17 protein-coding genes are annotated in these 23210 nt (G+C 65.4%); 13 read left to right on the top strand and 4 right to left on the bottom strand.

The window, feature by feature from the left end; genetic code table 11:
* Positions 1–53 precede the first annotated feature (53 nt).
* The 8 genes from ACVMIM_RS05700 to ACVMIM_RS05665 all read left to right on the top strand — a co-directional run bounded on the left by ACVMIM_RS05700 (position 54) and on the right by ACVMIM_RS05665 (position 13524).
* The gene (locus ACVMIM_RS05700; protein WP_278047093.1) at positions 54–2132 is read left to right on the top strand and encodes an acetate--CoA ligase family protein; all 2079 of its coding nucleotides are present in this window, start codon (positions 54–56) and stop codon (positions 2130–2132) included.
* On the top strand, positions 2125–2907 hold the full coding sequence (locus tag ACVMIM_RS05695; RefSeq protein WP_476111023.1) for a carnitinyl-CoA dehydratase: 783 nt from the start codon (positions 2125–2127) through the stop codon (positions 2905–2907). The genes ACVMIM_RS05700 and ACVMIM_RS05695 overlap by 8 nt, the downstream gene beginning before the upstream one ends.
* A 126-nt stretch (positions 2908–3033) precedes the next feature.
* The gene (locus tag ACVMIM_RS05690) at positions 3034–3975 is read left to right on the top strand and encodes an alpha/beta hydrolase (protein ID WP_476111021.1); all 942 of its coding nucleotides are present in this window, start codon (positions 3034–3036) and stop codon (positions 3973–3975) included.
* Between the two features lie 356 nt (positions 3976–4331).
* Complete coding sequence (locus tag ACVMIM_RS05685; protein ID WP_476111020.1) at positions 4332–6311, top strand: hypothetical protein; 1980 nt, start codon at positions 4332–4334, stop codon at positions 6309–6311.
* Positions 6308–10018 carry a DUF7929 domain-containing protein gene (locus tag ACVMIM_RS05680; RefSeq protein WP_476111018.1) on the top strand — a complete coding sequence of 1237 codons (3711 nt, stop codon included), beginning with the start codon at positions 6308–6310 and terminating at the stop codon, positions 10016–10018. The genes ACVMIM_RS05685 and ACVMIM_RS05680 overlap by 4 nt, the downstream gene beginning before the upstream one ends.
* A 198-nt stretch (positions 10019–10216) precedes the next feature.
* Complete coding sequence (gene rpe, locus ACVMIM_RS05675) at positions 10217–10894, top strand: ribulose-phosphate 3-epimerase (RefSeq protein ID WP_476111016.1); 678 nt, start codon at positions 10217–10219, stop codon at positions 10892–10894.
* Between the two features lie 261 nt (positions 10895–11155).
* Entirely contained in the window at positions 11156–11893 is a 738-nt protein-coding gene (locus ACVMIM_RS05670; RefSeq protein WP_476111015.1) for a GntR family transcriptional regulator, read from the top strand.
* A gap of 107 nt (positions 11894–12000) precedes the next feature.
* A complete protein-coding gene (locus tag ACVMIM_RS05665) occupies positions 12001–13524 on the top strand; it encodes a malonate--CoA ligase (protein ID WP_476111013.1) in 1524 nt (507 codons plus the stop codon).
* Positions 13525–13863: 339 nt separating this feature from the next.
* Here ACVMIM_RS05665 and nagA read toward each other — a convergent pair whose 3' ends face one another.
* Genes nagA through ACVMIM_RS05645 form a run of 4 tightly spaced genes read right to left on the bottom strand, consistent with a single transcriptional unit; the run spans position 13864 to position 17706 of the window.
* The gene (gene nagA / locus ACVMIM_RS05660; RefSeq protein ID WP_476111011.1) at positions 13864–15024 is read right to left on the bottom strand and encodes an N-acetylglucosamine-6-phosphate deacetylase; all 1161 of its coding nucleotides are present in this window, start codon (positions 15022–15024) and stop codon (positions 13864–13866) included.
* Positions 15021–16052: an SIS domain-containing protein gene (locus ACVMIM_RS05655; protein ID WP_476111009.1), complete on the bottom strand. Its 1032-nt coding sequence runs from the start codon at positions 16050–16052 to the stop codon at positions 15021–15023. The genes nagA and ACVMIM_RS05655 overlap by 4 nt, the downstream gene beginning before the upstream one ends.
* Positions 16049–16828 carry a GntR family transcriptional regulator gene (locus tag ACVMIM_RS05650; RefSeq protein ID WP_476111007.1) on the bottom strand — a complete coding sequence of 260 codons (780 nt, stop codon included), beginning with the start codon at positions 16826–16828 and terminating at the stop codon, positions 16049–16051. Before ACVMIM_RS05650 ends, ACVMIM_RS05655 begins: the two co-directional genes overlap by 4 nt.
* On the bottom strand, positions 16825–17706 hold the full coding sequence (locus ACVMIM_RS05645; protein ID WP_476111005.1) for a glucosamine kinase nucleotide-binding domain-containing protein: 882 nt from the start codon (positions 17704–17706) through the stop codon (positions 16825–16827). The genes ACVMIM_RS05650 and ACVMIM_RS05645 overlap by 4 nt, the downstream gene beginning before the upstream one ends.
* A gap of 200 nt (positions 17707–17906) precedes the next feature.
* Between ACVMIM_RS05645 and ACVMIM_RS05640 the strand changes: the two genes are divergently transcribed.
* The 5 genes from ACVMIM_RS05640 (at position 17907) to ACVMIM_RS05620 (ending at position 23207) form a co-directional block, all read left to right on the top strand.
* Entirely contained in the window at positions 17907–18815 is a 909-nt protein-coding gene (locus ACVMIM_RS05640; RefSeq protein ID WP_476111003.1) for an N-acetylmuramic acid 6-phosphate etherase, read from the top strand.
* A gap of 53 nt (positions 18816–18868) precedes the next feature.
* On the top strand, positions 18869–20128 hold the full coding sequence (locus tag ACVMIM_RS05635; protein ID WP_476111001.1) for an ABC transporter substrate-binding protein: 1260 nt from the start codon (positions 18869–18871) through the stop codon (positions 20126–20128).
* 243 nt (positions 20129–20371) lie between these two features.
* Entirely contained in the window at positions 20372–21301 is a 930-nt protein-coding gene (locus ACVMIM_RS05630; RefSeq protein ID WP_041000382.1) for a carbohydrate ABC transporter permease, read from the top strand.
* An 8-nt stretch (positions 21302–21309) separates the two neighbouring features.
* The gene (locus ACVMIM_RS05625; protein ID WP_476110999.1) at positions 21310–22149 is read left to right on the top strand and encodes a carbohydrate ABC transporter permease; all 840 of its coding nucleotides are present in this window, start codon (positions 21310–21312) and stop codon (positions 22147–22149) included.
* Complete coding sequence (locus ACVMIM_RS05620) at positions 22146–23207, top strand: Gfo/Idh/MocA family protein (protein WP_476110997.1); 1062 nt, start codon at positions 22146–22148, stop codon at positions 23205–23207. The genes ACVMIM_RS05625 and ACVMIM_RS05620 overlap by 4 nt, the downstream gene beginning before the upstream one ends.
* The last annotated feature ends 3 nt before the right edge of the window (positions 23208–23210 follow it).

Here is a 23210-nt window from a genome sequence, read left to right as displayed (position 1 = left end):
CCAAGGCCGGAATCCGGCCTTGGACAAGATCGCGCTCAAACGAAAAGATGGCCATGCATAAACTCGAACGTCTCCTGCGCCCGAAATCGATCGCCGTGTTCGGCGGGGCGCAGGCCGCCGCCGTCGTGGCGCAGTCGATCAAGATGGGCTTTGCCGGCGAAATCTGGCCGGTGCACCCGACCAAGGACGAGGTCGCCGGCCGCAAGGCCTACCGCTCGGTCGCCGACCTGCCCGGAGCGCCGGACGCCGCCTTTGTCGGCGTCAACCGGCATCTTACCATCGAGGTGATCAAGGCGCTGGCCGAGCGCGGCGCCGGCGGCGCCGTCTGCTTCGCGGCCGGCTTCCTCGAGACCGAAGCCTATGACGAGGACGGCGAGCGGCTGCAGGCGGAGCTCGTCGCCGCCGCCGGCAATATGCCGATCATCGGCCCGAACTGCTACGGCCTGATCAACTATGCCGACGGCGCGTTGCTGTGGCCCGATCAGCATGGCGGCATCCGCCTGGCCGAGGGCGGCAAGGGCGTGGCCATCATCACCCAGTCGTCCAACATCGCCATCAACATGACGATGCAGAAGCGCGGCCTGCCGATCGCCTTCCTGATGACGGCGGGCAACCAGGCGCAGACCGGCCTTTCGGAAATGGCATTGGGCCTGATCGAGGACGAACGCGTCACCTCGCTCGGCCTGCATATCGAAGCCTTCGACTCAGTCGCCGGCTTCGAGAAGCTGGCGGCACGGGCGCGCGAATTGAAGAAGCCGATCATCGCCATGAAGGTCGGGCGGTCCGAACAGGCGCGGCAGGCGACGGTCTCGCACACCGCTTCGCTGGCCGGCTCCGACGCCGCCTCCGGCGCTTTCCTGAAGCGGCTTGGCATTGCGCGCGTCGATTCCATTCCGGCCTTCATCGAGGCGCTGAAGCTGCTGCACATCACCGGGCCGCTGCCCGGCTACAGGCTGTCGTCGATGAGCTGCTCCGGCGGCGAGGCTTCGGTGATGGCCGACAGCGCCGAGGGGCGCTGGGTGCATTTCCCCGCACTGACGGCCGAGCATCGCGCGCATGTCAAATCGACGCTCGGCCCGCTGGTCGCTGTCGCCAATCCGCTCGACTACCACACCTTCATCTGGAACAACGAGCCGGCTATGACCGCCACCTTCACCGCGATGGTGTCGGGCGGCTTCGATCTCAACATGCTGGTGCTCGACTTCCCGCGCCCGGACCGCTGCTCGGACGTCGACTGGTGGGCGACGCTGCGTGCCTTCGAGGCGGCGCTGAAGACCAACAAGGCGCAAGGCGCGATCGTCTCCTCGCTGCCGGAGAACCTGCCTGAGGAATACACCGCCGGCCTGATGGCGCGCGGCATGGTGCCGTTGTTCGGCATCTCCGAAGCCATGGATGCCGCCCAGGCCGCCGCCTTCATCGGCTGGGCGTGGCGCGAGCCGCAGGCGCAGCCGGTCGATACAACGGCCGCCGGCGCGGCCGAAGCCAAGCGCGTCACGCCGGACGAGGCCGAAGCCAAGGAAAGGCTGATCAAGGCCGGCCTGCCGGTGCCGAAGGGCGAACGTGCTTCCAATGCGGTCGAGGCGGTGATCTCGTCCATGACGCTTGGCTTTCCGGTGGCGCTCAAGGCGCTCGGCGTGACGCACAAGTCGGAAGTCGGCGCCGTCAGGCTGAACCTCAAGGATGCCGAATCCGTCAGCGCCGCCGCGCATGACCTTCTGCCGCTCGGCACGGGACTCTATGCCGAGCGCATGGTGCGCGACGGCGTCGCCGAACTGATCGTCGGCTTCACCCGCGACCCGATGTTCGGCGTGGTGATGACCCTCGGCACCGGCGGCGTGCTGGTCGAGCTGCTGCGCGACAGCGTCACCCTGATGCTGCCGGCGACGCGTGACGACATCGAGGCGGCATTGCGTGGGCTCAAGCTCTATCCTCTCCTCGAAGGTTATCGCGGGCGGCCGAAGGCCGACGTCAACGCCGCCATCGACGCCATCGCCGGCATCGCCGACTTCGTGCAGAAGAACGAAGGCGAGATCGAAGAACTCGACATCAACCCGCTGATCGTCTGCGCCGAAGGCAAGGGCGCATGGATCGCGGACGCCCTGCTCGTGCTTGGAGAGAAGAAGAATGGCTGACGTCATCACCACCCGCCGCGAAGGCGCGATCCTCGAAGTCACGCTCGACCGGCCAAAGGCCAATGCGATCGACCTCAAGACGTCGCGACTGATGGGCGAGACCTTCAAGGCGTTCCGCGACGATCCGGAATTGCGCGTCGCCATCGTCAAGACGGCCGGCGACAAGTTCTTCAGCGCCGGCTGGGACCTGAAGGCGGCCGCCGCCGGCGATGCGGTCGACGGCGACTATGGGGTCGGCGGCTTTGGCGGGCTGCAGGAGTTGCGCGATCTCAACAAGCCGGTGATCGCCTGCGTCAACGGCATGGCGGTGGGCGGCGGCTTCGAGCTGGCGCTATCCTGCGACCTCATCTATGCCTCGGACCATTCCTCCTTCGCGCTGCCGGAGATCCGCGCCGGCACTTTGGCCGACGCGGCGACGATCAAGCTGCCGAAGCGCATTCCCTACCACATCGCCATGGACCTCCTGTTCACCGGCCGCTGGATGGATGTGGCGGAAGCACATCGCTGGGGCCTGGTCAACGAGGTGCTGCCCAAGCAAAAGCTCGAGGAGCGCGTCTGGGAGATCGCGAGGCTTTTGGCCAGCGGCCCGCCGCTAGTCTTCGCCTCGATCAAGGAGACGGCGCGAGTTGCCGAGGCGCTGACCTTCCAGGACGCCATGAACAAGGTGACGCGCCGGCAGCTGCCGACGGTCGACAAGCTCTATGGGTCGGAAGACAATATGGAAGGGTTCCGCGCGTTCGCGGAGAAGCGCGACCCGGTGTGGAAGGGACGATAACGCTGGCTTACCCTCGCCTCGATGGGGAGGGTCGGACCGAAGGTCCGGGGGCGGGGTGAAGCGCCGCCACCCCCACCCGCCGCTTCGCGGCGACCTCCTCCATCGAGGGGGAGGTAAGGAGTGTCTATGACCGACTACAAAACCCTCATCGACGCCGAGACCTGGGCCTTCATCGAGAAGACCAACTCCTACTACCCGCCCGATACGATCGACTACACCATCGCAGAGCAGCGCGAGATATACGACCGGATGTGCCGTGAGTTCTTTGCCGGCTATCCGCAAGGGGTGACGGCGGAGACGACTGCCGTTGCCGCGCCCACCAATAAGATCTCGATCCGCATCTACCGCAATGCGGCGCCGAACAAGGCCGCGATGGTGCTCTATATCCATGGCGGCGGCTTCATTCTTGGCGGGCTGGACAGCCATGACGATGTCTGCGCCGAGCTTTGCGCCCGCACCGGCTTCGATGTGGTCTCGCTCGACTACCGGCTGGCGCCCGAGCATCTGCATCCGGCCGCCTTCGACGACGCCATGGACGCCTTCGAATGGTCCGCCAGGACCTATGACTGCCCGGTGCTGCTCTGCGGCGACAGCGCCGGCGGCAATCTCTGCGCGGCGGTCGCGCATGCGACGCGCGGCCATAGGAAGAAGCCGGCCGGCCAGGTGCTGATCTATCCCGGCCTTGGCGGCGACCATTCGCGCGGCTCCCATGTGACCCATGCCGAGGCGCCGATGCTGACCGTGCGCGACGTCGACTTCTACAAGCATATCCGCACCGGCGGCGCCGACCTGACCGGCGACATCACGCTCTATCCGCTCGCCGATGCCGATTTCGCCAACTTGCCGCCAACGGTGCTGATCACCGCGGAATGCGATCCGCTCTCCTCCGACGGCGAAGCCTATCGCGACCGCGTCGTTGCAGCCGGCGGACGCGCCACCTGGTTCGAGGAGCCAGGGCTGGTGCATGGTTACCTCAGGGCCCGGCACATGGTCGGCCGTGCACGGACGAGCTTCACCCGCATCGTCGAGGCGGTTTCGGCGCTCGGCCGGGGCGACTGGATCTGGTGACAATCGAGGGCGCTTTCCGCTCCGCTATCTTCCCGTGAACCTTTTCCCGCCAGCCAGCGACTGACGGTCAGGCGCCGCTATGGTGCGGCCCGGAAAGGAAAGCCGCTATGATCAGGAACCCAGAGACTTCGCGGTCTCCGGGAGCAACGGGAGTCCGGCGCGATCACCGCCTTAGGGAAGGGGCCGACGCGCTGGGCTTCCGGCTGATTCCGTTGACCCCGCATACGAGCCGGCGTATCGTCACAAGCAGGAAAACAGACAATTCGATCAGGGAAGAACGTGCTGCAACGCCGCGCCTTGCCCTGATTGGCGCGGCGGAGGCGGACGTTCCTTCCAGCGGCTTCGGGGGGAGTTCAATGTCTGGCGTTCGCGGCTCGTTCCTGCGTTCCCACGGCGACAATTTGCGCCGCGCAATCGCGACAAGCAGCGGAATTCTTGCCCTGGCGCTGTCCGCCGGCCTCTTTCTCGGTGGCGTAGCGAAGGCGCAGGAAACCCGGATCATTTATCCCGGCTCGATGGCGGTCAGCGGCTTTCCGGGCACCACCATTCCCGATTTCGATCAGGGCCTGCCGCCCGGCGCCGACCCGGTCGACGAGACCTTCATCGACACATCCCGCGCCTCCTTGCGCGTTTTCAATGTTTCCAATCTCGGCGGGCCGGCTTCCGGCCAACTGGTAAACACGCCTCCGCCCTTCGAGGTGACGGCCGGCCAGATCGGGGAGGTGTTCGGCCTCGCCTATGACGACGGCGTGCGCGACGGCGTGCCATCGAGCGTTCCCAACCTCTACGCGGCCGCGACCTCTCTGTATGGCATCGAGATCGTCACCACGGACGCCGATAATGACGGCAGGCCGGAACGGCAGCGCCGCGGCGCCGCGGGGGCGGTCTTCATGGACGGCCAGTTCGGCACCGAGAATGGCGGCGGTCCAGGCACGATCTGGAAGATCGACGGCACCACGGGCGCGGTCTCCAAATTCGCCGATATCGACACCAACAGCGGGCCCGGCATCGGCAATCTCGCCTTCGATCCGACCCATCGCGAGTTCTTCGCTTCGGATCTCGATACCGGGCTCATTCACCGCATCGATATCGAAGGGAATCTGATCGACAGCTTCGACCATGGCGTTGCCGGGCGCCCGGCGCATGGGCTCGCCCCGGTCGCCGACGACGGCGCCGTGATGAACATCCAGGCTGCCGCTTTCGATAGCGAAAACCCCGAGACCTGGGGCTATACGCAGGATGCGCGCCGCGTCTGGGCCGTCGCCTATCATGGCGGGCGGCTCTATTATTCCGTCGGCGAGAAGGCCGAAATCTGGTCGGTCGGCATTGCGAGCGACGGAAGCTTTGCCGGCGATCCGCGCTGGGAGCTGACGGTCAAGGCGGACCAGGACTATGCCATCACCGACATCGCCTTCGACAACAAGGGCTTCATGTATCTCGCTCAGCGCGGCCCGGTCGAGAACCGCTACGATTACAGCCGTTTCGCCTCCTCCGGCAAAGGCGAGCTAATCCGCTACTGGCGCGAGGATCCAGACGATCCGGCGACGGAATCGGCCTGGGTCGAGGTGCCGCAGGAATATGCGGTCGGCTTCCCGCAGGGCAATCGCCAGTCGGCCGGCGGCGTCGACCTGCAATATCGCTATAACGCCGAGGGCAATCTCGACACGTCCGTCTGCACCGACACCGTCGTCAACGCCGGCGACAAGCTGCGCGACAATCCGGACCTCGCCGAGCGGCTCGGCGCCGGCGGACCGCTTGCCGTGCATGGCGTGCAGCTGACGCCGAGCGCGCAGGTCAAGCCGGCCAACGTGCCGCCTTTCGGCTCCTGGTTCGTCGATTTCGACGGCTATTTCGAAGACCCGGACGTCCAAGGCCATGTCGGCGACGTCAGGGTCTGGCGCCCTTGCGAGGGCCGCGCCGGCTATTACGAGGAAATCCCCGGCGGCGGCTATCTGCCTCCGTTCTATCCGCCCGATTTCCCGCCGCCCGGCAATACGCCGCCCTGTGTGGATGTCGAGGACGTGCATTATTACTGCACGCCGCGCGGGCTGCGGGCCGAACTTACTCTCCATGACCATGCCGGCTTAGGCGGCGATTCGATCAAGGCGCAGTCCAGGACGCCCGGCGTCGGGGTGACAACCCCCATGTCGCATGTTCCGGGCAAGCCCTACACGGTCGACATCACCAGCCACAATCCAGGCGACACCGTTGATGTCGGGCTCTGCTTCTACCGCAAGTCCGATCAGGACAAGGGCGGCTACTACCCTTGCTGCAAGATGACACTGCCGCTCAGGACGCCAGCCGTCGACTGCGAAGCGCCGAGGAGGGACAGATGAGCGATCTCGCCCATTCCCGCTTCGCCTCGCGCAAAACCGTCATGAAAACGATCATGAAACCCCTGTCATATGCCAGGCGCGGCGCGCGCTGGCTGATGGCGGCCGGTATCGCGGTCCCCATCATGCCGGCCTTGCCGGCGCTCGCCCAGGCTCCGGCCGCGACCAGTCAGGCCGCCAATCCAGCGTCACGCGGCATCAATGCGGAGCTTGCGCGGATCGTGCCGTTCTTCACCAAGAAAGGCGGCCAGAAAAGCTGCGATACGGTCGAATATGTCCTGAGCTTCGGCATCCATGGCGACCCGCAGGACTTCGACCGGCCAAGCGTGGCTGCCTTGCTCAAGGCGACAAGGCTCGATTTCAGGGACCAACTGCCGCACGGCCTGCAGATCGTCAGCGTCGATGTCGCAGGCGACGGCACTGGCGCTTCCGGCGGACCGCTGCCGGCTGCTTCCATCAGCACGTCGGCCGGCCCGAACGACACGGCGAGCGTTTCCAACTTCCGCATCAGTGCTGTCAACCTCGATGGCGCGGGCGCCGCAAACGAACGCGTCATCACCTTCCGCATCACCGCCAAGATAGACCATGCGACCTTTCCCGTGCCGACGGCGGTCGACAATCAGGGTGAGATCGAGGTGGTCTTCAGGGGCGGTCCGCCAACAACGATCCCCTCGCAGGATCCGGACAAGCCCGACGACGGCGATTTCCTTACCGGGGTGAAGACCTCGATCAAGATCGACCCGACCAAGTGCAACCCGCCGCCTCCGCCTCCGGACAAGGAATGCTTCAAGGTCGAGCACGGCACAGTCGACTGCGTGCCCGGCGGCGGCGCTTTCATCTACCATATGCCGGTCGGACCCGAGATGGCCGGCAAATGGGTGCAGGTGTCGACGACGACACCAGGCATCAGCATCGTTCCCGACACGCAGAAGGTGCCGGTCGGCGGCGGCGTGCTGAACTGGAAGATCATCGGCGCCTCGCCCGGCGAGGCCATCCACCTCATCGTCACTGGCATCGAGACCTATGCCGGGCCGAAGGAGGGCTGGGGGCTCTGCTGCACGCAGGTGATCGACATCGTCATCCCGCGCGACTTGAAGTGCCCGCCCGAAAAACAGCCCGACCTCAAGGTCGAGAAGCATGCCGACGTGCCGCGCTGCACGATGGCCGGCGGCTGCGATTTCACCATCACCGTCACCAATGTCGGCGATGCGCCCTATAACGGCAACATCGTGCTCGACGAGGTGACGCTGCCGGCCGGCTCCGTGCTGACCTCCGGGCCAAACGCGCCTTGGGCCTGCGTGCCAGGCACGACACCGATGACCTGCACCTATCCGGCGACCACGCTCAATCCCGGCGCTTCCGTCAACCTCAAGCTCGGCTTCAAGCCGGCGGGCGGCTGGCAGGGCGGCGTGCTGCGCAATTGCGTCGCCTATGACTACAAGGCCAGCGGCAAGCCGCTGTTCGGCAGCCAGCAGAACGACCGCGGCTGCGCCTCGATCCCAATCTGCCGCCGTGGCGACCGCGATCCGCAGTGCAATCCGCCGGTGGAGAAGAAGGTCGACCTGATCCTGAAGAAGCGCGCCCGCACCCCGGTCTGCACACCGGACGGCGTCTGCACCTTCGTGATCGACATCATCAACAACGGCACCGGCACCTATAATGGGCCGCTGACGGTGATCGACACCTATCCAGGCGGCGCGCCGACCTCGTCGACCTTCGGGCCGAGCCCGCCATGGAACTGCGGGCCGAACGGCCCCGGCCAGTTCCGCTGCGACAATGCCGGCATCTCGCTGCCTCCGGGCGCCTCGACGCCGATCGTCGTCAAGGCGGCGATGCCGGCAAACTACCGGCCGGACACGGTGGAGAACTGCGCCGAGGTGAAAGGCATTCCCGGCGAGGCCGACCTCGCCAACAACAAGGCCTGCGCGACCGAGCGCATCCGCCATCCGAATGGCGGCCAGCCCGGCTTGCGCATCACCAAGACCTGCGGCGGCTCTCTCGCCGGTGCCGCTGTTTCCTGCCGCATCACCGTCACCAATGCCGGCACCTCGGCTCCCACCGCTCCAGTGCGGATCAACGATGCCGCGACGCTGGTGTCGGGGGGCGCGCCGGTGCAAATCCAGACCGTGGCTCCGGACGGCGCGGACTGGGCTTGCGGACCGGTGCCTGCCGACACGCTGTCGTGCCAGATTCCCGGCGCCGTAATGACGCCCGGAACCAGCCGGCACTTCGACGTGACGGTGAGCGGCAATGGCGCGTTCGAGAACTGCGCGCGCGGCAGCTTGGGGCCAGCGCCGGGCGACGACATCGTCTATCCGATCGGCCAGGCTTGCGCGAAGGGCGGTGGCGCCTCCACCATCCGCATCGAGAAGACCGGCGATGCCGAGTGCCGGCCGGGACAACCCTGCTCGTTCGAGATCACCATCACGAATGACGGGCCGAATCCCTTCTCCGGTCCGGTCCGCATCGGCGATGCGATCGGCGTAGAGGGTCTCGGTCGGCTGGAAGGCGTTCAGATCACCTCGATCGACCCGCCCTTCGGCTGCTCGCCGGAGCCGACAGCGCTCCCCGCGTCCTGCATCGCCAATCTGATGCTGGGCGCCGGCGAAAGCCACAGTCACCACGTCACCGTGATCCTTCCCGAGGACGGGCGCCTTGCCGATCTCAAGGGCACGGTCAACGGCCAGAACTGCGTCGGCGTGCTTCCTCCGAACACGCCGGTGCAAGGCGGCGGCGATGTGCTGTCGCGCGACCAGACCAATATCCAGGGCGATCGCGGCAAGGCCTATGCCTGCCATCCCTTCACCATCCGGCATGAGGTGAAGGACCAGTGCTCGAACGGCATGGTGCTTAACCCGGCCGGCCGCTGCGTCTGCCCGGAAGGCAGCACCTTCCGCAACGGCCAGTGCAGTTCGGGCGGCGGCAAGCTGCAACCATTGCCGGTGCCGCCGCGCTGCGTTCTGCTGCAGGGCCAGATCCGGACGGCGGACGGACGCTGCGTCTGCCCGCGCGGCACGGAGCTGGAAAACGGCAAGTGCGTCAAAGGCGGCGAGCCGCAGGAGCCGCAATGCACATTGCGTCCTGGCCAGTACCGCGACCAGGAGGGCAACTGCGTCTGCCGCCGCGGCGAGTTGGTGAACGGCGTCTGTCAGGTCGCCCCGCCGAAATGCACGATTCGCGGCGCGGTGCCGACAACGAATGGGTGTGCTTGCCCCAAGGGCACGCATTTCGACCGCGTCGCCAAAGCTTGCGTGCCCGACAGGCAGCCGCCCGCCCAGTGCCGCATCCGTGGCCAAGTGCGCAATGCCGATGGCGATTGCGTCTGCCCGAAAGGGACGGAGGTGAGAGGCAAGGTTTGCGCGCCAGTCAGGAAGCCACAAGCTTGCTCCATCCGCGGCCAGATCCTCAACAAGCGCGGCGCCTGTGTGTGCCCGCGCGGAACGGAAGTGATCGAAGGCGCGTGCCGCAGGGTTGTTGACGCTGAATGCGCTCCGGGCTCGGAGATGATCGATGGCATTTGCCAGCCGATCATCCGGCGGCGATGCCCGGTCGGGACGACCGGACGGTACCCGGATTGCTTCCCGATCCGCCGACGGCCAGGCTTGGAGATCGATCCGGACCTGCTGCTCAATCCAGACATCCTGCAGCAGTTGGTGCCACGAGACCGACCAAGGTTGCAGCGGAACCCCGCGACCAACAACCTTCAGTAAGGAGCCGGTATTACCGCGCCCGAACCCCGCCGGAGCAATCCGGCGGGGTCTTTCTTTCCCGGGTCGGGGCCAGCGGTTTTGCCTGTCCGCCGACCTATGCGGAAAACGTGCTTCCCCTTGGCTGGACGATGGTCTAGGCAGACGCCGCATGAAGGCGTGCAGGCAGCGCGCCGATGAGGACGCCTGGAGAGGCCTTTGATGAGCAAGAAGACCCTGATCGCGCCATCAGTGCTGGCGTCGGACTTTTCGAAGCTGGGCGATGAGGTCGAGGCCGTCGCGGCGGCCGGCGCCGACTGGATCCACCTCGACGTGATGGACGGCCATTTCGTGCCTAACATCACCTTCGGCCCGCCGGTGATCAAGGCGATCCGCAACCGCACCAAGGCCTTCTTCGATTGCCATCTGATGATCGCGCCGGCCGATCCTTACCTGGCGGCCTTCGCCGAAGCCGGCTGCGACGGCATGACGGTGCACGCCGAGGCGGGGCCGCATCTCGACCGCTCGTTGCAGACCATCAAGAGCCTGGGCAAGAAGGCCGGCGTCTCGCTCAATCCGGCGACGCCGGAAACGGCGATCGAATATGTGCTCGACCGGCTCGACCTTATCCTGATCATGACGGTCAATCCGGGTTTCGGCGGGCAGGCCTTCATCCCGGCGATCGTCGACAAGGTGAAGCGGGTGAAGGCGCTGATCGGCAGCCGGCCGATCCATATCGAAATCGACGGCGGCGTCTCGGCCGAGACGGCGCCGCTGGTGACCGCGGCCGGGGCCAATGTGCTGGTGGCGGGCGCCGCCGTCTTCAAGGGCGGCAGCATCGAGGCCTATCGGGCAAACATCGAAGCAATTCGCACGGCTGCCGATAGGACCGCAAGCTGAACGTGTACCGATCCGATCTCCCGCGTAAGTTGCAGAGCGCATGGGAGAATTGAACGACTGTTCAATAAAGCGAAGCAGTGCAGAAATATCGGCTTTTTGCCGAGATTCTACTTTGTTCAATGAATAAACGCGTCGTCTTGTCTTAAAGTCGAATATCTCATCTTCCGCTTGAGGCGCCATTGCCCGGCTGTATAATATAGTTACGGGAAATTGCTTCGCCGAGGGGCCCTGGCACACCAGGGGCAAGCAACAGGAGTTCGTTTGACAAACGGAAACACCGAGCCGGGCGAAAGCAAGGGCGGCAAAAGCACGCTTGCCAGCTCGGTCTACCAGCAACTGCGCGACGACCTGCTGCGCGGCGCTCTGGAGTCCGAGACGAAACTGCGGGTCGAATGGGTCGTTTCCCGCTATGGCGCCGGCGCGTCGCCGGTACGCGAGGCACTCAACCGGCTGGCCGCCGAGGGCCTGCTCGGCCGTCACGACCAGCGCGGCTTCTTCCTGATGCCGGTCAGCGCCGCGGAACTGGAGGAATTGACGCGCACGCGCTGCTGGCTGGAGGAGCGGGCGCTGCGCGAATCCATTGCGCACCGCACCGCCGAGTGGGAAGAGCAGCTGGTGCTCGCCCTGCACCGCCTTGCGCGCGCCGAGCGCCGGCTGCCGGATGACCCGACAACCAACAATCCGGAGTGGGAAAAGCTGCACCGCGCCTTTCATCGCGCATTGATCGCGGCATGCCGGTCGAAGTGGCTGATCGCCTTCTGCGATCAGCTTTCCGATCAAGCCTCGCGCTACCGCCTGATCTCGCAAAACGCGCCGGGGATGGGACGCGACGATCTTGGCGAGCACCGCATCATCGCCGAGCGCACGCTGGATGGCGACGCCGACGGCGCAGTCGAGGCGCTTCTCAACCATTACCGGCTCACCGCGGCGATGTGCATGGAACGCTTCGCCCAGGGCTATGATGCGAGGGCCGGCGTCAGCAAGGCGCGCCGCAGATAACTACTGAAACTGCCGCGCAATTTTTGCTCCGGCTGCCAAATCTGGTATCCGCTCAGGCAAGCGCAACGCATGCGCCATTCGGCCTTCGTCCGCCTTGAGGACATTTCATGACCAATCATCTCTTCAGCGCCTTCCGTTCCCGCATGCCGGCCCCCGACCGGCTGCTGATGGAGACGGATGACGGCCGTTCGATCACCTATGGCGATATGCTGGCGAAGTCGGCGCAGCTGGCGCATGCGCTGGCGCAGGCGGGCGTCGAGCCGGGCGACCGAGTCGCGGTCCAGGTCGAGAAAAGCCCGGAGGCGGCGCTGCTCTATCTCGCTTCGTTGCGCGCCGGCGCGGTCTTCCTGCCGCTCAACACCGCCTACACGCTGCCCGAGCTCGACTGTTTCTTCCGCGACGCGGAGCCGAGGCTGATCGTTTGCGATCCGGACCGTCTTTCGGGTGTCGAACCGCTTGCCGCATCGGTCGGCGCCACGGTGCTCACACTCGGCCGCGACGGGCAGGGAACGCTCCCCGGTCAGGCGTCGCGGCAGACGACGGATTTCAGCGATGTCGCGCGCGGGCCGAACGATCTTGCGGCGATCCTCTACACTTCGGGCACGACCGGCCGTTCCAAGGGCGCAATGCTCAGCCACGAGAACCTCGCCTCCAACGTGCGCGTGCTGGTGGAGCAGTGGCGTTTCGGCGCGGACGACGTGCTGATCCACGCGCTGCCGATCTTCCACACGCATGGCCTGTTCGTGGCCACCAACGTCGTCCTGATGTCCGGCGCGAGAATGTTCTTCGAGCAGAAATTCGATCCGGTGCGCATCCTGTCCCTGATGCCGCACGCGACGGCTTTGATGGGCGTGCCGACCTTCTATGTGCGGCTGTTGCAGCAGGACGGCCTGACACGCGAGGCGGCGAAAACGATCCGGGTCTTCATCTCCGGCTCGGCGCCGCTGCTCGCCGAGACGCACAAGGCCTGGCGCGAGCGCACCGGCCACGCCATCCTCGAGCGCTACGGCATGACTGAGACCAACATGAACACGTCCAACCCCTATGACGGCGAGCGGCGCGCCGGCACGGTCGGCTTCCCCTTGCCAGGCGTCTCGCTGCGCATCACCGATCCCGAGACCGCCAGGCCGCTGCCCCAGGGCGAGATCGGCATGATCGAGGTCAAGGGCCCGAACGTCTTTGCCGGCTATTGGCGCATGCCGGAGAAGACCAAAGCCGAATTCCGCGACGACGGCTTCTTCATCACCGGCGACCTCGGGCTGATCGATCCCGACGGCTATGTGCACATCGTCGGGCGCGGCAAGGACCTGATCATCTCGGGCGGCTACAATGTCTATCCGAAGGAGATCGAGAGCGAGATCGATGCGCTGGACGGCGTCAGCGAAAGCGCGGTGATCGGCGTCGCCCATCCCGATTTCGGCGAAGGCGTCACCGCGGTGGTGGTGCGCAACCCGGGATCGTCGATCGGCGCCGCCGACATAGCCCAGGCCATCGGCGAGCGACTGGCGAAATACAAGCATCCGAAGCAGGTGATCTTCGTCGACGAATTGCCGCGCAACACGATGGGCAAGGTGCAGAAGAACGTGTTGCGCGAGGCGTATAAAGATATCTACGCCAGCAAAGCTGGCTGACAATTATCGAGCCGAAGGCCCTCGGCGATTGGCCGAAACGAACATCGTGTCGTCATCCTAGGGCGGAGCAAGGAGCGAAGCGACGCGCAGACCCTAGAGCAATTCCAGGAAAAGTGTGAGCGGTTTTCCGTCCGGAATTGCGTAAAAACAAAGAGATAGAGCGGTTCACCGTTTCCGTGAAACGGTGAACCGCTCTAGGATCCATTCCGTGACGCTAAGGCATCGCTAACGTTGTAGATTCTGCTCCGCTGCGCTCACGGCAGAGCTCACGGCATGGATTCTCGGGTCTTCGCTGCGCTTCGCGTCGCTACGCCCAAGGATGACGAAAATCGCGAAGGCCTACGCTCCAAACACCTTCTCGCCGCCGATCCAGACGTTTTTCACATCCAGGCCGTCCGACAGACCAACGATGTCGGCGGCCGTGCCGTTGGCGAAACGGCCGAGGCGGTGCGACTGGCCTATTGCCTCGGCCGGATAGAGCGAAGCCATGCGGAGCGCCTCGTCGAGCTCCAGTCCAACGACGCGATGGACGTAGCGCACGGCGGAAATCATGTCGAGATCGGCGCCGGCCAGCGTGCCGTCGGCAAGCCGCAGACTCCCGTCCTTGCGGTAGATGGTGCGGCCGTTCAGCGTGAAGGAGGTCATGTCAGTGCCGATCGTCGCCATGGCGTCGGTGACCAGCAGGATCTTGCCCGGCCCCTGCTTGCCGCGCAGTGCAAGGATCATCGTCGCCGGATGGACATGGATGCCGTCGGCGATGATGCCGGCATACAGAGCGCCGGTGTCGATCGCAGCACCGGCCAGGCCCGGCTCACGATTGCCGATCTGGCTCATGGCGTTGAAGAGATGCGTGACGACCGTGGCGCCGGCTTCGGCGAAGGCGGTGGCCGTCGCGTAGTCGGTATCGCTGTGGCCCAGGCTGACGACCACGCCGGCCTTGGCCAGCGCCGCGACGCGGGCCGGTTCTACCGATTCCGGCGCGACCGTGGTGAGCAGGACGGGAAACTCCCTGCGCGCCGCGATCAGCGCCGCCTGGTCGGCGTCCGTCATCGGCCGGATCAGCGCCGGATCATGCGCGCCCTTGCGGGCTATGGCGAGATGCGGCCCTTCCAGATGCAGGCCGAGGAAGCCCGCCACCTTCTCCCTGGCCGCTTCGGCGCCAGCGGCGACCGCGGCGGCGGTGATCGCCGGGGCGTCGGTGATCAGCGTCACCAGCAGCGCCGTGGTACCGAAAGGCGCATGCGCCTTGCAGATGGTCTCGATCGAGGCGAGATCGGGGTGGTCGTTGAGCATGACGCCGCCGCCGCCATTGACCTGGATGTCGACGAAACCCGGCACAAGCAGGCCGCCGCCGGTCTCGACCGCCGGAACGCCGGAGGGAATGGCGCCGGCGGGTACTATGGCCTCGACCACGTCGCCATTGACGACAAGGGCGGCGGTGTCATGCCAGTCGGCGCCGTCGAAGATGCGGGCGCCGGTGAGTGCGAACCGGTCGCTCATACGGTTTCCGTCACCTTGCGCAAATTGCGCGGCGTATCGGGGTCAAGGCCGCGATGGCGGGCGAAGGCCTCGACGAAGCCGTAGAAGGACACGATCAGCGGCAGCGGATCGGTCAGCGGATGGCCGGTGGCGACATGGGGAAGAAGCCTCGCGGCCTTCGCCTTGTCGGAGGTGATGAAGGCGGCGGCGCCCTTGGCCGTCAAACCATCGGCGGCCTCGGCGAGCGAGGGTTCGGACGCATCGCGGGCGGCAAGCGCCAGGACCGGGAAACCCGGCCCGACCAGCGCCAGCGGCCCATGCATGACCTCGGCGGCGCTGTAGGCCTCGGCATGCATGGCGCAGGTTTCTTTGAATTTCAGCGCCGCCTCGCTGGCGATCGCGAAGGACGGGCCGCGGCCGAGGATGAACAGCGATTGCGGATTTTCCAGCGCGGCAGCGAGCGGCATCCAGTCGCAGGCGATCGCCTTCTCGAAATGGCCGGGCAGGCCGGCGAGCGCCTTGAGCAGTGGCTGGTCGTCGGTGGCATGCGCCATCAGCGCGAGACCGGCGACGGCCGAATTGACGAAGGTCTTGGTGGCCGCGACGGAACGTTCCGGCCCGGCCAGTATGTCGATGGCGTAGTCGGAAGCGCGCGCCAGCGGCGAGTCCGCCGTGTTGGTGATGGCGACGGTCAGCGCACCGCCGGCCCGCGCGGTTTCGGCCATGGCAACGATGTCCGGGCTCTTGCCCGACTGCGAGACCGCTAGACACGCCGAACCTCGGAGTTTCAACCTGGCGCCATAGATCGAAGCGATCGATGGCCCAACGGAGGCGACCGCCAGGCCTGCCGTCAGCTCGACGGCATATTTCATGAAAGTCGCGGCATGGTCGGACGAGCCGCGCGCCACGGTGACGACGAAATGCGGGTCGCGCTCGCGCAGGCCGCGCCCCGCCTCGGCCAGCGCCGAGGCCGAGCCATCGAGAAGGCGGGCGGCGGCTTCCGGGATCTCGTCGATCTCACGCCGCATATGGGTGGTGTTGGCGCTCATGGCCGGATCTCCTCTCCCGGCCCGGTCAGCCGGAGTTCCGCGACGAAATCATAGGCATCGCCCCTGTAGACCGAGCGGGTGAACTCGATCACCTTGCCGCTCGCCAGATAGGAAATGCGCTCGATCTGCAGTCCGGCAACCCCCGGCGGCACCTCCAGGAGGCGCGCATCGGCATCGCCGAGATTGGTGGCCGAGATGCGCTGCACGGCGCGGACCGGGCGATTGCCGGTCATGCCCAGCGCCGCATAGAGCGAGGAGCCGATCGCTTCGGGATCGGGCAGGACGCTGGCCGAGAGCGCGGCGCGCTCGATCGCCAGCGGCGTGTCGTTGGCGATGCGCAGGCGCGCGACGCGCGCCACCAGCTCGGTCGAGGACAGGCCCAGCACCATCATCTCGTCCGGCGACGGCGGATAGAGGCCGCGGTCGAGCCAGACCGAACGCACGGTCATGCCGCGGCGCGCCATGTCCTCGGTGAAGGAGGTGAGCCGCGACAGGGATTGCTCGACGCGCTCCATGCGCGGCGCGACGAAAGTGCCCGAGCCATGGCGCTGGACGAGGATGCCGCCCTTGACCAGGTCCTGCACCGCCTTGCGCACGGTGACGCGCGAGATATCGGCCTTGCTGGCGATGTCGCGCTCGGAGGGCAGCGCGTCGCCGGGGCCGATCAGGCCGCGATTGACCGCTTCCTCGATGCTGCGCCTGAGCTGCAGATAAAGCGGCGCGCCGCTCTGCGATGACTCCCTCAGCATGGCGAAGATCTGGTCGGCGGCGCTCATCGGGCGGCCTCTGATTTGCCGGCAAAGAGGCGCAGGGCCATTTGCACGGCGCCGCCGAGCGCGTCATCGAGCGGGGCTTTGAGCAACGACTGATGGCGCGTCGACAGGCGCGGCGCGTAAAGCGGCGCCAGGCCGCCAAGCAGGCAGAGCGGCGCGTCGTCGGAAAGATCGAGCGCGCCAAGCGAAGCCTCGACATCGGCCACCGCCTTATCGAGGATGAAGTTGGCGACGAGATCGCCCTTTTCGGCATGCTCGAAGACTTTTGGCGCGAAGCCGCCGAAATCGCCGGGCTTGGCGTTGGTGGTGAATTCGACCACGTCCTCGGGATTGTTGCGGAAGACGGCGAGCATCGCGTCGGTCAGGGGCGAGCCCGGGCGGATGCCGTCATAGGCAAGCAGGGTCTGTTCCAGCAGGTCGCGGCCGATGCGGGCGCCGCTGCCCTGGTCGCCGACCTGGAAACCCCAGCCGCCGATGGCGCGCGACTTGCCCTCTTTACGCGCCATATAGGCGGTGCCGGTGCCCAGAATCGCCATGGCGCCGTCACCGGAGCCGACCGCGCCCTCGAGCGCGATCTCGGCATCGGTTTCGACGCGACTCCGGCTGAAGGGCAGGATTGCCTCGAGCTGCTGCCGGTAGGTGCCGACATTGGCGCCGGCGAGGCCGAGAATGGCAGGCGTTTGGGGAATCAGTTCCGGATCGGCACCGGCGGCAAGGAAAGCCTGCCTGGCCGCCTCGACAATGTTGGCGCGGGCGCCGGTGAGGTCGGTGCGGATGTTGGCGGCGCCGCTCTTGGCGCGGCCGACGACAGCGCCCTCGACGGTCGCAAGGGCCGCCCTGCAGCTGGTGCCGCCGCCATCGATGCCAAGCACGAATTTCACACGATTTCTCCTCAAGCCGGGATAATACCAATAAAATACCAATAGCCAAGAGTTAATTTCGGTTCAAAAAAGATTAAGCCGTATTTTGTTGAAAACTCATGCCAATTTGCCGGCAAGCGAGTTCTCCGACTCGAAATTCGTTAATGCGTGTGGACAAGTGGTATTTTTTTGGTATTGTTCGCTCAGTTGGAGGAAAATGCATGGCCGAGACGCGCACGGAAGCGCTCCACCAGAATGCTGAGGGACTGGATGTCCAGGCCCCGGAAGCCATCCTGGCGTTCCTGGCCAATGCCCAGATCGAGGCCGCCAAGGCTGTGCACGGCGCCATTCCAGCGATCGCCGCCGCGGCCGAGCTCATTGCGAAGCAGTTGAAGAGCGGCGGCAGGCTCGCCTATGCGGCGGCCGGCAGCTCCGGCCTGATGGCGGTGGCCGACGCGCTGGAACTGCCCGGCACGTTCGGCATCGCGCGTGATCGCATCGCCATCCTGATCGCCGGCGGCGACGAGGCCTTCCGCACGCTGGCCGGTGGGCCGGAGGACGACACCGAAGAAGCGTCGGCGGCGGTCGCCGCGGCCGCCATCGGCAAGGGCGATTGCCTGATCGCTATTTCCGCCAGCGGCTCGACCCCCTATGCGCTTCAGGCGCTCCAGGATGCGCGCGGCCGCGGCGCGGCGACCATCGCGATCGCCAACAACCCGGGCGCGGCGCTGTTCAAACAGGCCAACGTCGCCATTTTGCTCGAAACCCCGCCCGAATTGATCGCCGGCTCGACGCGCATGGGCGCGGGCACCGCGCAGAAGATCGCGCTCAACATGCTGTCGACGCTGACCGCGATCCATCTCGGCCATGTCCATGACGGCTACATGGTCAATCTCACCGCCGACAACATCAAGCTGCGCGACCGCGCCGTGCGCATGGTTGCCGCCATCAGCGGCAAGGACCGCGACGACGCCGCGCGCCTGCTCGAGGAAAGCGGCGGCGTCGTCAAAACCGCCATTCTGCTCGCCGCGGGTGCTGCCAGCACCGATGCGGCCGAGAAGATACTGGAAGGAACCGGCCAGAAGCTTCGGCCGGCGCTTTCCGCGATCGAGGGGAGCAAGGGGCGCTGAGCTCCTGTTCTCATCAGAACCGAACCTGAAAAAGGTCAACAGGGAGACTGAAGATGAAGACCAAACTACTGACGGCCCTTCTGCTCGGCACAAGCATCCTCGGCACCACCGGGATGGCGCTGGCCGAGGACGTGACGCTCAACATCGAAAGCTGGCGCGGCGACGACCTGACCATCTGGAAGGACAAGCTGATCCCGGCCTTCGAAGCCAAGAACCCCGGCATCAAGGTGGTGTTCGCGCCTTCGGCCCCGACGGAGTATGATGCGGCGCTGGGCGCCAAGCTTGCCGCCGGATCGGCCGGCGACCTGATCACCTGCCGCCCCTTCGACAAGTCGCTCGAACTGTTCAAGAAGGGTAACCTTGCCGATATCAGCTCGCTGCCCGGCATGGAGAACTTCTCGCCCGTCGCCAAGGCCGCCTGGCAGACCGACGACGGCAAAACGAGCTTCTGCGTGCCGATGGCTTCGGTGATCCACGGCTTCATCTACAACAAGGACGCCTTCGACAAGCTCGGCATCAAGGTGCCGCAGACCCGCGACGAGTTCTTCGCGGCGCTCGACAAGATCAAGGCCGACGGCACCTATATTCCTATGGCGATGGGCACCAAGGATCTCTGGGAAGCCGCGACCATGGGCTACCAGAATATCGGCCCGAACTACTGGAAAGGCGAGGAAGGCCGCCTGGCGCTAATCAAGGGCGAGCAGAAGCTGACCGACAAGGACTGGGTCGCGCCCTTTGAGGAGCTGGCCAAGTGGAAGCCCTATCTCGGCGACGGCTTCGAGGCGCAGACCTATCCGGACAGCCAGAACCTGTTCACGCTCGGCCGCGCCGCCATCTATCCGGCCGGATCGTGGGAAATCGCGCTGTTCAACACCCAGGCCCAGTTCAAGATGGGCGCATTCCCGCCGCCGGTCGAGAAGGCCGGCGACACCTGCTACATCTCCGACCATACCGACATCGGCATGGGCCTGAATGCGGCCTCGAAGCACTCGGAGGAAGCCAAGAAGTTCCTGGAATGGGTCGCCTCGCCCGACTTCGCCACCATCTATGCCAATGCGCTGCCCGGCTTTTTCAGCCTGAACTCGACGCCGGTGAAGATGGAAGACCCGCTGGCGCAGGAATTCGTCTCCTGGCGCGGCAAGTGCAAGTCGACCATCCGCTCGACCTACCAGATCCTGTCGCGCGGCACGCCGAACCTCGAGAACGAGACCTGGGTTGAATCGGCCAATGTGATCAACGGCACCGATACGCCGGAGGCCGCGGCCAAGAAGCTGCAGGACGGCCTCGACGGCTGGTACAAGCCGGCGAAGTAAGAGCATCAAAGAGCGATGCCGGCCGGGCAGGCGCCCGGCCGGCATCGACCGAGTTCCAGATAGCGATTGTCGGCGCAGCCTCCCGGTCTTACCCTCGATCGCGCGGGGAAGACGGAGCCGATCTGTCGCTGGCCTTGTCTTCCCCCGAAGGGGACAGCCGGGCCGTGCATCGAGGCATCAGCTAGCATCACCTGAACTGGAACCCAGAGACGGCGGGGAACCGAACTCATGGCTACCGAAACTATGGCTGCAGAAACGCGGGCGAAAAGATCGATCCGCTGGCATGTCGGCGTCTTCCTGGCGCCGGCGGTGCTGGTCTACACGGCCTTCATGATCCTGCCGCTGTTCGGCACCCTCCAGCTCTCCATGTTCCGCAACATCGAGCAGTCCCAGGTCTTCGTCGGCTTCAGCAATTTCCGCACGCTGTTCGGTGATCCGAACTGGTCGGTGAATTTCTGGAATGCGCTGAGGAACAATGTTTGGTTCTTCATTATCCATATGCTGGTGCAGAACCCGATCGGCATCCTGCTCGCGGCGCTTCTTTCCAGTCCGAGGCTGCGCTTCACCGCCTTCTACCGCACGGCGATCTTCGTGCCGACGATCCTGTCCTTCGTCATTGTCGGCTTCGCCTGGAAGCTGATCCTGTCCCCAATCTGGGGCGTGGCGCCGCATCTGATGGATTTCGTCGGCCTGAAGAGCTTCTTCACGCCGTGGCTCGGCAAGGAGCAATATGCGCTCACCGCGCTCAGCCTGGTCTCGGTCTGGCAATTCGTCGGCATCCCGATGATGCTGATCTATGCGGCACTTCTGTCCATCCCCGACGAGGTGATCGAGGCGGCCGAATGCGACGGCGTCACCGGCATGGCGCAGTTCTGGAAGATCAAGCTGCCGCTGATCCTGCCTTCGATCGGCATCATCTCGATCCTGACCTTCGTCGGCAATTTCAACGCCTTCGACCTGATCTACACCGCGCAAGGCGCGCTCGCCGGGCCGAACTATTCGACCGACATCCTCGGCACCTTCCTTTACCGCGCCTTTTTCGGCTTCCAGCTGCAGGTCGGCGATCCCAATATGGGCGCCGCGATCGCCACGATCATGTTCCTGATCATCCTCGCTGGTGTCTGCGTCTATCTGTTCCTCGTGCAGACGCGCCTGCGTCGCTACCAGTTCTGAGGCGCGCCATGAGCCTTGCTACCCGTTCGCTTCCCCGCACCATCGGCGCGCATGCGATCCTTATCACCTACACGGTGATCGCGCTGTTTCCGGTGGTCCTGGTGGTGATGAATTCGTTCAAGTCGCGCGCGGGCATCTTCGGCGCGCCGCTGACGCCGCCGACGCCGAAGACCTTTGACCTGATCGGCTATACCACCGTGTTCGGCCAGGGCGATTTCCTGCACTATTTCCAGAACAGCCTGATCGTCACCGTGCTTTCGCTGTTCTTCGTGCTGTTGTTCGGGGCGATGGCGGCCTTTGCGCTGTCGGAATACCGTTTCCGCGGCAACGCGCTGATGGGGCTTTACCTCGCGCTCGGCATCATGATCCCGATCCGCCTCGGCACCGTCGCCATCCTGCAGTTGATGGTGGCGACGGGGCTGGTCAACACGCTGGCGGCGCTGATCCTGGTCTACACCGCGCAAGGCCTGCCGCTGGCGATCTTCATCCTGTCGGAATTCATGAAGCAGGTGTCCGACGATTTGAAGAATGCGGGACGCATCGACGGGCTCTCGGAATACACGATCTTCTTCCGCCTGGTGCTGCCGCTGGTGCGGCCGGCGATGGCGACGGTCGCCGTCTTCACCATGATCCCAATCTGGAACGATCTGTGGTTCCCGCTGATCCTGGCGCCCTCGGAAGAGACCAAGACGGTGACGCTCGGCGCGCAGCTCTTCCTCGGCCAGTTCGTCACCAACTGGAATGCGATCCTGGCGGCGCTCTCGCTGGCGATCCTGCCGGTGCTCATCCTCTATGTCATCTTCTCGCGGCAGTTGATCCGCGGCATCACGTCGGGAGCCGTGAAATGAGTTCGCAAACACCTCTCCGCGTCATCGTTGCCGGGCTCGGCAATATGGGCCGCAGCCATGCGCTCGCCTATCATACCAATCCGGGCTTCGAGGTCGCCGCGCTCGTCAACCGCTCCGACGTGCCGCTGCCGGACGGGCTTGCCGGCTATGCTATCCGCCGCTCCTTCGAGGAGGCGCTGCGCGACGAAAAGCCGGATGTGGCAGCGATCGCCACCTATTCCGACAGCCATGCCGACTATGCGGTGCGGGCTTTCGAGGCGGGATGCCATGTCTTCGTCGAAAAACCGCTGGCGACGACAGTTGCCGACGCCAGACGCGTGGTCGACGCCGCCAAGGCCAACGGCAGGAAGCTGGTGATCGGCTATATCCTGCGCCACCACCCGTCCTGGGTGCGGCTGATCGCCGAGGCGCGCAAGCTCGGCGGCCCGTATGTCTTCCGCATGAACCTCAACCAGCAATCCTCCGGCCACACCTGGGAGACGCACAAGCAGCTGATGCAGACGACATCGCCGATCGTCGACTGCGGCGTGCATTATCTCGACGTGATGCTGCAGATCACCGATGCGAGACCGGTCGAGGTGCGCGGCATGGGCGTGCGACTCTCCGACGAGGTGGCGCCCTCCATGTACAATTACGGCCATCTCCAGGTGCTGTTCGAGGACGGCTCGGTCGGCTGGTACGAAGCCGGCTGGGGGCCGATGATCTCGGAGACGGCCTTCTTCGTGAAGGACGTGATGTCGCCCAAGGGCTGCGTATCGATCGTCATGAAGGAGGGTGTGAAGTCCGACGACATCGACACCCATACCAAGACCTCGACCATCCGGCTGCACAGTGCCGCGACCGGACCGGACGGCAAATTCACCAGGCAAGACCAGTTGCTGTCGATGGAGGGCGAGCCGGGCCACCAGGAGCTCTGCGACCTCGAGCAGGCCTTCCTGCTCAAGGCCATCCGCGAAGATATCGACCTAACCCGCCACATGGACGATGCCGTGAAGTCGCTCGCCGTCTGCCTCGCCGCCGACGAGAGCGTGCGCAGCGGCAAGGCCGTCAAACTCTAGAAC

This window comes from Mesorhizobium sp. USDA 4413 (assembly GCF_056280365.1).
This window is presented reverse-complemented; position numbering and strand designations above follow the sequence as displayed.